11 protein-coding genes are annotated in these 10,390 nt (G+C 63.0%); 8 read left to right on the top strand and 3 right to left on the bottom strand.

Annotated features, from left to right (window positions below; translation table 11 throughout):
- A partial coding sequence (locus ACQKP2_RS21815) for an aldehyde dehydrogenase family protein (RefSeq protein ID WP_427579350.1) occupies nt 1-177 on the top strand: 177 nt, incomplete at its 5' end.
- 143 nt (nt 178-320) lie between these two features.
- Here ACQKP2_RS21815 and ACQKP2_RS21810 read toward each other — a convergent pair.
- Nucleotides 321-557 (bottom strand): hypothetical protein, encoded by a 237-nt coding sequence (locus ACQKP2_RS21810; protein ID WP_427579348.1) that lies wholly within the window; start codon nt 555-557, stop codon nt 321-323.
- 179 nt (nt 558-736) lie between these two features.
- Between ACQKP2_RS21810 and ACQKP2_RS21805 the strand changes: the two genes are divergently transcribed.
- The 6 genes from ACQKP2_RS21805 (at nt 737) to yghX (ending at nt 7,778) form a co-directional block, all read left to right on the top strand.
- Nucleotides 737-2,500, top strand: a complete 1,764-nt coding sequence (locus ACQKP2_RS21805) for an L-lactate permease (protein ID WP_427579347.1) — start codon at nt 737-739, stop codon at nt 2,498-2,500.
- 47 nt (nt 2,501-2,547) lie between these two features.
- On the top strand, nt 2,548-4,047 hold the full coding sequence (gene glcD / locus ACQKP2_RS21800; RefSeq protein ID WP_427579345.1) for a glycolate oxidase subunit GlcD: 1,500 nt from the start codon (nt 2,548-2,550) through the stop codon (nt 4,045-4,047).
- A complete protein-coding gene (gene glcE, locus ACQKP2_RS21795) occupies nt 4,047-5,111 on the top strand; it encodes a glycolate oxidase subunit GlcE (RefSeq protein WP_427579343.1) in 1,065 nt (354 codons plus the stop codon). Before glcD ends, glcE begins: the two co-directional genes overlap by 1 nt.
- A 3-nt stretch (nt 5,112-5,114) precedes the next feature.
- Nucleotides 5,115-6,332 (top strand): glycolate oxidase subunit GlcF, encoded by a 1,218-nt coding sequence (glcF, locus tag ACQKP2_RS21790; protein WP_427579342.1) that lies wholly within the window; start codon nt 5,115-5,117, stop codon nt 6,330-6,332.
- A gap of 19 nt (nt 6,333-6,351) precedes the next feature.
- Nucleotides 6,352-6,753 (top strand): heme-binding protein, encoded by a 402-nt coding sequence (locus tag ACQKP2_RS21785; protein ID WP_427579340.1) that lies wholly within the window; start codon nt 6,352-6,354, stop codon nt 6,751-6,753.
- A gap of 137 nt (nt 6,754-6,890) precedes the next feature.
- Nucleotides 6,891-7,778 carry a YghX family hydrolase gene (gene yghX, locus ACQKP2_RS21780; protein WP_427579339.1) on the top strand — a complete coding sequence of 296 codons (888 nt, stop codon included), beginning with the start codon at nt 6,891-6,893 and terminating at the stop codon, nt 7,776-7,778.
- 93 nt (nt 7,779-7,871) lie between these two features.
- Here the strand turns inward: yghX and ACQKP2_RS21775 are convergent, their stop codons facing one another.
- Together ACQKP2_RS21775 and ACQKP2_RS21770 are read right to left on the bottom strand one after the other, a co-directional pair.
- The gene (locus tag ACQKP2_RS21775; RefSeq protein WP_427579338.1) at nt 7,872-8,525 is read right to left on the bottom strand and encodes a peroxiredoxin; all 654 of its coding nucleotides are present in this window, start codon (nt 8,523-8,525) and stop codon (nt 7,872-7,874) included.
- 140 nt (nt 8,526-8,665) lie between these two features.
- Entirely contained in the window at nt 8,666-9,484 is an 819-nt protein-coding gene (locus tag ACQKP2_RS21770) for an aldo/keto reductase (RefSeq protein WP_427579336.1), read from the bottom strand.
- Nucleotides 9,485-9,602: 118 nt separating this feature from the next.
- Here ACQKP2_RS21770 and ACQKP2_RS21765 point away from each other — a divergent pair, with 118 nt between their 5' ends.
- Nucleotides 9,603-10,388, top strand: coding sequence for an alpha/beta hydrolase (locus ACQKP2_RS21765; protein WP_427579334.1), 786 nt, complete (start codon nt 9,603-9,605; stop codon nt 10,386-10,388).
- The last annotated feature ends 2 nt before the right edge of the window (nt 10,389-10,390 follow it).

Here is a 10,390-nt window from a genome sequence, read left to right as displayed (position 1 = left end):
CGCGCCCATCGCCTGTCGGCCCGCTTGCAGTACGGCTGCACCTGGGTCAACACGCACTTCATGCTGGTCAGCGAAATGCCCCATGGCGGGCAGAAACTGTCCGGTTATGGCAAGGACATGTCGATGTATGGGCTGGAGGATTACACCGTCGTGCGGCATGTGATGTTCAAGCACTAAAAGCATCGCCTGTAGGAGCGAGCATGCTCGCGATGGACGTCAACGATGACGCGGGGATCCTGACGCCCTGCGGTGTCCTCGGGTTCTTCGCGAGCATGCTCGCTCCTACAGCGATGGCGTCACCGCAAATCCAAAGTCATCCGCTACAACGTTCTCTGACTGTTGCCAATCCCCTTGGCAATGTCGATGCCCCAATCCATCGCCGCCTCCATGTCCAGCATGTGCGGGTGGGGGTCGTGGTTCTCGTCGATCACCGTGCCGTCGGGCCGGTAGACGCCGATGAACATCCCCAACGAGCCATCCCTCAGTATCTCGGCCTTGACCTCGATACTGCAGCCGTTGGAAAGCGTTTCCTTGTGGACCAGATGGCGTTCAGTCATTGCCGCATGCCTCCCGAAGCCGCAGTGGTGCCCATTGCCAATGCTAGCTCAGCCCCCCGAGATGCGCTGACTCGCGGGACCGCCGGCCCCCCCTGACAGTTGCGTAATGCCACCTATACTTGTGCCCACCTACCCCGCACGGGGCCCGCACTGCCAACAATAAAAAGCAGAGGTGGAACATGGTCTGGCAACAAATCTACGATCCATTCCATAACCCGGTGCTTTCTACCCTCATGGCTGCCGTGCCGGTGGTGGTGATGCTGGCCTCCCTGGCGTTCTTTCATGTCAAGGCGCACATTGCCGCGCTGCTCGCCTTGGCCTCGGCGCTGGTGATCGCGATTTTCGCCTTCGGCATGCCCGCCAACATGGCCGGTTCCGCGGCGTTGTACGGCGCGGCCAACGGCCTGTTGCCCATCGGCTGGATCGTGTTGAACATCATCTTTCTGCATCGCCTGACCACCGAAAACGGCTCGTTCAAGGTGCTGCAGGATTCCCTGGCGCGGATTACCGACGACCGTCGCCTGCAGTTGTTGTTGATCGCCTTCTGCTTTGGCGCGTTCTTCGAAGGGGCCGCCGGTTTTGGTACGCCGGTGGCCGTGACCGGTGCCATCCTGATCGGGTTGGGCTTTTCACCCCTGGCCGCGTCGGGCCTGGCACTGATCGCCAACACCGCCCCGGTGGCCTTCGGTGCCCTGGGCACGCCGATCATCACCCTGGCCAAGGTCACCGGCCTCGATGAGATGGAACTGTCGATGATGGTGGGCCGTCAACTGCCGTTCTTCTCGGTCATCGTACCGTTCTGGCTGATCTGGGCCTTCGCCGGTTGGCGCAAGATGCTGGAAGTCTGGCCGGCGATTCTCGTCGCCGGCGTCAGCTTCGCCATCCCGCAATTCCTGGTGTCGAACTATCACGGGCCAATGCTGGTGGACGTGATCGCCGCACTGATATCCATGGCCTGCCTTACCGCGTTCCTCCGGGTGTGGAAACCGGCCACGGTGCACACCTCGGCCGCCCTGACCGGACGGGTCGACAACTCGAAGATCGATGCCGAACATGACAGCAAGCCCGAGCCGACTGGCACGTTCGCCGGTGATTCGCAAAAAGCCGTGTGGCGCGCCTGGCTGCCGTGGATCATCCTCACCATTTTCGTGTTCGCCTGGGGCACCCAGGGCTTCAAGAACAGTTTCGATACCCGCGCGGCCATCGATCCGGTCACCCATTCGGCCAAGCTCGACCCGCAAGGCAAGCCGCTGAGCGAAGCCAACCCGGTGTTCGCTCCGGTCCTGACGTTCACCACCATTCATCAACAGGTCGAGAAAGTGCCGCCGGTGGTGCCGGCGCCGAAGACCGAAGACGCGGTCTACAAATTCACCTGGTTCACGGCCACCGGCAGCGGCATCCTGCTGGCGGCGATTGTCGGCGGGCTGCTGATGGGCTACTCGATCCCGCAGTTGATCCGCCAGTACCTGCGCACGATCTGGGTGGTGCGCTACTCCTTGATCACCATTACCGCGATGCTCGCCCTGGGCTTCCTGACCCGCTACTCGGGCCTCGATGCCACCATGGGCCTGGCCTTTGCCGCGACGGGCGTCTTCTATCCCATGTTCGGCACGCTGCTGGGCTGGTTGGGTGTGGCCCTGACCGGTTCGGACACGGCCTCCAACGTGCTGTTCGGCGGGCTGCAACGGGTCACCTCGGAACAGCTGGGGCTGAACCCGGTGTTGATGGCCGCCGCCAACAGCTCCGGCGGGGTCATGGGCAAAATGGTCGACGCCCAGTCGATTGTGGTCGCCTCCACCGCCACCCGCTGGTACGGCCATGAAGGTGAAATCCTGCGCTACGTGTTCTTCCACTCGATTGTCCTGGCAATCCTGGTGGGCACGCTGGTGACGCTGCAAGCCTATGTCGCGCCCTTCAGTCACCTGGTGGTGGGCGGGCATTGAGCCAGTGATACGCTCAAACGATTGTTCATAAACGGATAAGTAGGCCGATGAACATTCTCTACGATGAACGCGTCGACGGCACCCTGCCCGACGTCGACAAAAACGCGCTGCTGCTGGCCCTGCAAACGCAGATGCCGACACTCGAAGTGCTGCATCAGCAGGAAGAACTCCGGCCGTACGAATGTGACGGCCTCTCGGCCTATCGCACCACACCGATGCTGGTGGTGTTGCCCCGTGACATTGCCCAGGTTCAGGGCGTGTTGCGCCTGTGCCATGCGCGGCATGTACCGGTCATCGCCCGGGGGGCGGGAACCGGTTTGTCCGGCGGCGCCCTGCCCCTGGAAAAAGGCGTGCTGCTGGTGATGGCACGCTTCAATCAGATCCTGCACATCGATCCCGCCGCCCGTACCGCGCGGGTCCAGCCGGGGGTGCGCAACCTGGCGATTTCCCAGGCCGCCGCGCCGTACGGTTTGTACTATGCGCCGGATCCGTCGTCGCAAATCGCCTGTTCCATCGGCGGCAACGTCGCGGAAAACGCAGGCGGCGTGCATTGCCTGAAGTACGGTCTGACCGTGCACAACGTGCTCCAGGTCGACATTCTCACCGTCGACGGTGAACACCTGAGCCTGGGCTCCAATGCCCTCGATTCGCCGGGCCTAGATCTTCTGGCGCTGTTTACCGGCTCCGAAGGCCTGCTCGGGGTGATCACCGAAGTCACCGTCAAGTTGCTGCCCAAACCCCAGTGCGCAAAAGTGCTGCTGGCGGCGTTCGACTCAGTGGAAAAGGCCGGCCGGGCCGTGGGCGACATCATTGCCGCCGGCATCATCCCCGGCGGCCTTGAGATGATGGACAACCTGGCCATCCGTGCCGCCGAAGACTTCATCCACGCCGGTTACCCGGTCGACGCCGAGGCCATTCTGTTGTGCGAGCTCGATGGCGTCGAAGCCGACGTTCATGACGACTGCAACCGCGTGCGCCAGGTGCTTGAACAGGCCGGTGCCGTTGAAGTGCGCCAGGCCCGGGATGAAGCCGAGCGCGTACGGTTCTGGGCCGGCCGCAAGAATGCCTTCCCGGCGGTGGGTCGTTTGTCGCCGGACTATTACTGCATGGACGGCACCATCCCGCGTCGCGAGTTGCCCGGCGTACTGCGCGCCATCGCCCGGCTGTCGGCCGAATACGGCCTGCGGGTGGCCAACGTGTTCCATGCCGGCGATGGCAACATGCATCCGCTGATTCTGTTCGATGCCAACCAACCGGGCGAACTTGCGCGCGCCGAAACCCTGGGCGGCAAGATTCTGGAGTTGTGCGTCGAGGTGGGCGGCAGCATCACCGGCGAACACGGCGTGGGCCGCGAGAAGATCAATCAGATGTGTGCGCAGTTCAACAGTGATGAACTGACCCTGTTCCATTCGGTCAAGGCAGCGTTCGATCCCGGCGGCCTGCTCAATCCCGGCAAGAACATCCCGACCCTGCACCGCTGCGCCGAGTTCGGCGCCCTGCATGTCCACGCCGGGCAGTTGCCTTTCCCTGACCTGGAGCGTTTCTGATGCAGGGCACACGCGATGTCGACGACAGCGGCGCCCTGCTGGAACAGGTCAACCGGGCACTGGAAAACGCCACGCCGCTGCGCATCCAGGGCGCCAACAGCAAATCCTTCCTGGGGCGCACAACGGCGGGCGAAATACTCGACACGCGCACTCATCGCGGCATTGTCAGCTATGACCCGACCGAACTGGTCATCACGGTACGCTGCGGCACGCCGCTGGCCGAACTTGCGCAGGTGCTCGACGACGCCGGGCAGATGCTGGCTTGCGAGCCACCTGCCTTCGGTGACGACGCCACGGTGGGCGGCATGATTGCCTGCGGGTTATCGGGGCCACGGCGCCCCTGGTCGGGGGCGGTCCGCGATTTCGTCCTGGGCACCCGGGTGATCACAGGCTCCGGCAAGCACCTGCGCTTCGGCGGTGAGGTGATGAAAAACGTCGCCGGCTACGATGTGTCGCGTCTGATGGCCGGCAGCCTTGGCACCTTGGGGCTGATCACCGAGGTGTCACTCAAGGTCCTGCCCAAGCCCCGCCAGACCTTGAGCATCAGCCTGCAAATGAGCAACGAACGGGCCTTGCAGCACCTGGCGCAGTGGGGCCAGCAACCCTTGCCGATCAGCGCCGCCTGCCATGACGGCGAGTGCCTGCACCTGCGCCTTGAGGGCGGCGAAGGTTCGGTATCGGCCGCTCGGGATCGCCTGGGCGGCGAATACCTGGACAACGCCTGGTGGGCCGACCTCAACGAACAGCGCCTGGACTTCTTCGACGAAGACCAGCCGCTATGGCGCCTGTCGCTGCCGAACAATACCCCCAGGCTGTCCCTGCCCGGCCGGCAACTGATCGATTGGGGCGGTGCCCAGCGCTGGCTCAAATCCGACGCCCAGGCGCCCTTCATCCGCCAGGTGGTCGCCGAGTTCGGCGGCCACGTGACCTGCTTCAGCCACGGTCTGACCGACAGCCCGTTCCAGCCGTTGCCCGCCGCCCTGTTGCGCTACCACCAGCGCCTCAAGCAACAACTCGATCCCCAGGGCATCTTCAACCCCGGCCGAATGTACGCGGAGCTTTGAATCATGCAGACCACCTTGAGCGAAAGCGCCCGCCGCCTGCCCCGCGCCGAAGAAGCCGACAGCATCCTGCGCACCTGCGTGCACTGCGGCTTCTGCAACGCCACCTGCCCGACCTATCAATTGCTTGGCGATGAGCTGGACGGCCCGCGAGGGCGTATCTACCTGATCAAACAGGTGCTGGAAGGCAACGAGGTCACGCAAAAGACCCAGCAGCACCTGGATCGTTGCCTGTCGTGCCGCAACTGCGAAACCACCTGTCCGTCCGGGGTCGATTATCACAACTTGCTGGACATCGGCCGCGCGGTGGTCGATGCCGCGGTGCCACGGCCGATCGGCCAGCGCTTGTTGCGCGAAGGCTTGCGCACCCTGGTGCCGCACCCGGACCTGTTCAAAGGCCTGGTCAACGGCGGCCAGGTGTTCCGCGCCCTGTTGCCCGATGCACTGCAGAGCAAGCTGCCGCGTAGCGCGACGCAGGGCGGACCGCGCCCGGCCACACGCCATGCGCGGCATGTGTTGATGCTCGAAGGCTGTGTGCAACCGGGCCTGTCGCCCAATACCAACGTGGCCGCCGCCAGGGTGCTCGATCGCCTGGGCATCAGTGTCACCCCGAGCCGCGAGGCCGGTTGCTGCGGTGCCGTGGACTATCACCTCGACGCCCAGGCCGCAGGGCTTGACCGGGCTCGTGACAACATCGACGCCTGGTGGCCGGAGATCGAAAAAGGGGTCGAGGCCATCGTGCAGACCGCCAGCGGTTGCGGTGCTTTCATCAAGGATTACGGCCATCTGCTTCGCAGCGACCCGGCCTACGCCGAAAAAGCCAGGACCGTCAGTGCGCTGGCCAGGGATCTGGTGGAAGTCTTGCGCGACGAACCCCTGGAAAAACTCGGCATACACAGTGCCCGGCGCCTGGCCTTCCACTGCCCCTGCACCTTGCAGCATGCGCAGAAACTCGGTGGTGCGGTGGAAACTCTGCTCGAACGCCTGGGGTTCAACATGACCTTCGTGCCCGACGGCCACCTGTGCTGCGGCTCTGCCGGCACCTACTCGCTGACCCAGCCGGAATTGTCCCGGCAATTGCGCGACAACAAAATGAATGCCCTGGAAAGCGGTTACCCCGAAGTGATCGTCACCGCCAACATCGGCTGCCAATCACACCTGGACGGCGCGGGCCGCACCCCGGTCCGGCACTGGATCGAAGTGGTCGAAGCCGAACTGCCTTGATTGAACCCTGGAGCACCCCATGAAGAACAAAGCCGTGCTCGGCCAGAGCGAAGTCGCAAGGATCCTCGCCACTGCGCGTGCCGAAGCCCAGTCAAACCAATGGCCGGTGAGCATAGTGGTGGTCGATGACGGCGGCCATCCCCTGGCCCTGGAACGCCTTGACGGCGCCTCGCCCATCAGCGCCTACATCGCCACGGAAAAGGCCCGGACCGCGGCCCTGGGCCGTCGCGAATCCAAAGGGTATGAGGAAATGGTCAACGGCGGACGCACCGCTTTCCTCTCGGCACCCTTGCTGACCTCCCTGGAAGGCGGTGTTCCGATCATCCATGACGGACAAGTGATCGGTGCCGTCGGGGTGTCCGGGGTCAAGGCCGAACAGGATGCGCAGGTGGCAAAAGCCGGTGCGCAGTGCCTAAGGTAATCATTTGGAATTTTCCCCCGTAGGAGCGAGGCTTGCCCGCGAAAGCGGTCTGTCTGTCAAATTGTTTTGGATTTGCCGCCGTCTTCGCGGGCAAGCCTCGCTCCTACATCGCCCGCTATCAAAGAGGAAACGCAAAGATGACCCGTCTGACCGCGAAAGACTTTGCACCGGAACTGTTGGAGCTCTACGACTACTACGCCCATGGCCTGATCAACCGCCGCGAATTTCTCGACCGGGCGGCGTTGTTCACCCTGGGCGGCTTGACTGCCAGTGCCCTGCTGGCCTCCCTGAGCCCCGATTACGCCCTCGCCGAACAGGTGGAATTCACCGACCCGGACATCCTCGCCGAGTACATCACCTACCCTTCGCCCAAAGGCAACGGACAGGTGCGCGGCTATCTGGTGCGCCCGGCCAAGGCCACCGGCAAAGTCGGCGCGGTGGTCGTCGTGCATGAAAACCGTGGCCTCAATCCTTACATCGAGGATGTCGCCCGCCGCCTGGCCAAGGCCGGATTCATCGCTCTGGCCCCGGATGGACTTACCTCGGTCGGTGGCTACCCCGGTAACGACGACAAGGGGCGTGAGCTACAGGAGAAGGTCGACCCGGAAAAACTCATGAACGACTTCTTCGCCGCTATCGAGTGGCTGATGAAACATGACGCGGGCACCGGCAAAGTCGGTATCACCGGTTTCTGCTATGGCGGCGGCGTGACCAATGCGGCGGCCGTGGCCTATCCGGAACTGGGTGCGGCGGTGTCGTTCTACGGTCGCCAGCCCGAGGCCAAGGATGTCCCGCGGATCAAGGCACCGATCATGCTGCACTACGGCGAACTGGACACGCGGATCAACGAGGGTTGGCCAGCCTACGAAAAAGCCTTGAAGGCCAATGGCAAGGTGTATGAGGCGTACATCTACCCTGGCGCCAACCATGGCTTTCACAACGACTCCACGCCGCGCTATGACGAAGCGGCGGCGAAACTGGCGTGGGATCGGACGCTGGGGTGGTTTCGCAAGTATCTGGCTTGATGGGTTGGCAGGACCGGCCCCATCGCGAGCAGGCTCGCTCCCACATTGGATCGCATTCCTCTGTGGGAGCGAGCCTGCTCGCGATGCTTTTGATTACTTGGGCTGCGCCACGGTACGCAGGTAAGGCTTGAGGGTCTTGAAGCCATCCGGGTATTTCTTTTTCGCATCCTCATCGGACACCGAAGTCGGGATGATCACGTCCTCACCCGGACGCCAGTTCACCGGGGTCGCCACGGTGTGTTTGGCATTGAGTTGCAACGAGTCGAGCAGTCGCAGCACTTCGTCGAAATTGCGCCCGGCACTCATTGGATAGATCAGCATCGCCTTGATCTTCTTGTCCGGGCCGACAATGAACACCGAACGGACCGTGGCGTTGTCCACCGCCGTGCGCGAACCGCCGCTGGCATTGGGGTGGATCATGTCATAGAGCTTGGCCACGACCAGGTTCTCGTCGCCGATCAGCGGGTAGTTGACGGCGGTGCCCTGGGTTTCCTCGATGTCGCCCACCCAGTTGTTGTGATCGCTGACCGGGTCGATGCTCAGCCCGAGGATTTTGGTATTGCGTTTGTCGAACTCCGGTTTGAGCTTGGCCAGGTAACCCAGCTCGGTGGTGCAGACCGGGGTGAAGTCCTTGGGATGGGAAAACAGGATGGCCCACTTGTCGCCAATCCATTGATGAAAATTGAGCGTGCCTTCGGTGGTTTCGGCGGTGAAATCCGGTGCTTCGTCGCCAATGCGGATGGCCATGTTCGATCTCCTTGCTGTGGTGGTCGTGGGGCGCCGTCAACGTGCCGGACGGCATTCTGGCTACGTCGAGCCGGTCAACGCGAAGCAGTATAGGAGAGCTGGCGGAACACGCTCGCCCTCCGGGAAATTAGCCTGCGAGCCTACCCGAGCAGCGCAATCAACTGGTGCCGCTGGGCATCGGTGAGCGCCGGCCCGAATCCGGCCCCGGCGTTTTCGGCCATATAGCGCGGGTTGCCGGTGCCGGGAATGACGCAGGTCACCGCCGAATGCGACAACAGGTACTTGAGGGCCAGTTGCGGCCAGGTCTTGACCCCCACTTGTGCCGCCCAGCCCGGCAACGGCTTGCCCTGCAACCGTCCGAGCAGCCCGCCACCGCCGAAAGGCCGATTGCAGATCACCGCCACGCCACGCTCACGGCACAGCGGCAGGATGCGCTTCTCGACGGCGCGATCATCCAGGGCATAGTTGATCTGCAGAAAGTCCAGGGGCTCGGTCTTGAGCACCGCTTCGACTTCCTCATGGGCCGAGACGTTGTAATGGGTAATACCGATATAACGAATGCGCCCCTGTTCCTTGAGATGGCGCAAGGTCGGCAAATGGATCTGCCAGTCCAGCAGGTTGTGAATCTGCATCAGGTCGATACGGTCGGTCTGCAAGCGCCTGAAGGATTGTTCCATTTGCGCGATGCCTTCCTCGCGGCCACGGGTCCACACCTTGGTCGCCAGGAACGCTGGCGAACGGGGCTCGTGGATCGACAGCAGCTCACCGGTGGTCTGCTCGGCGTGACCGTACATCGGCGAACTGTCGATCACCGTGCCACCCTTCTCGAACAACGCACGCAATACCCCAGGCAATTGCCTGCACGCCGGATCGGCCGCGGCGACATCAAAGCCGCGATAAGTGCCCAGCCCGACAACGGGCAGTGCTTCGGCGCTGCGAGGAATGGCGCGGGTCTGCATGGTCTTGCCTCCTGTTCCCGTTCACGGCGAACAATTGCGTCCTGCTGCCAATACCAGCGTAGTCGCCGGTTACCAAGGTCGCCGCCAGCTACACTCTGACGGCATCCCGGAGTCGCCCATGCCGTCCACTCACGTTAGTCGAATGTCCCGAACCCTGGTGTTGCTCGTCGCCATCCCGGCAGTGCTGTACCTGGCGCTGTGCGCCGCGCTGTACGTGTTTCAGCGCGCGCTGATCTACTATCCGCAACCCCTTACCGTCCACACCGTTGCAACACTCACATTGCCGGTTGACGATGCCAAGGTGCGGGTGTCGATTCGCAAGCACGAGGGCCCCAAGGCGCTGATTTATTTTGGCGGCAATGCCGAGGACGTATCGCACAGCCTGGCGCAATTTTCCGACGCCTTCCCCGATCATGCCCTGTACTTGCTGCATTACCGCGGTTACGGCGGCAGCAGCGGCTCGCCCTCCGAGGAGGCGATTGCCCGTGATGCTATGGCCCTGTTCGACAAGGTCTATACCGAGCATCCGCAAGTGGCCGTGATCGGTCGCAGTCTGGGTTCGGGTGTGGCCGTGCGCCTGGCCAGTGTTCGTCCGGTGACGAAACTGGTGCTGGTCACGCCGTACAACAGCCTGGAGGAACTCGCTGAACGCCAGTTTCCGTGGTTTCCGGTGAAATGGCTGTTAAAGGACAAATTCGAATCCTGGCGCTACGCCGGGCACATTCAAGTACCGACGCGCCTGATCGCCGCCGGGCAGGACGACGTGATTCCCGGCGACAGCACTCAACGGCTACTAGGCCATTTCCCCCCAGGCGTGGCCTCGCTTCAGGTGATCGCAGGCGCGGGGCACAATTCGATCAGCGACAGCCCGCAATACCTCAAGTCCCTGGCAGACGGGTTATAGAC

The sequence above is a fragment of the Pseudomonas sp. NPDC089569 genome (assembly GCF_050280625.1).
Taxonomy (GTDB): Bacteria; Pseudomonadota; Gammaproteobacteria; order Pseudomonadales; family Pseudomonadaceae; genus Aquipseudomonas.
The sequence above is the reverse complement of the archived record's forward strand: the minus strand, read 5'-3'. Positions and strand labels throughout refer to the sequence as shown.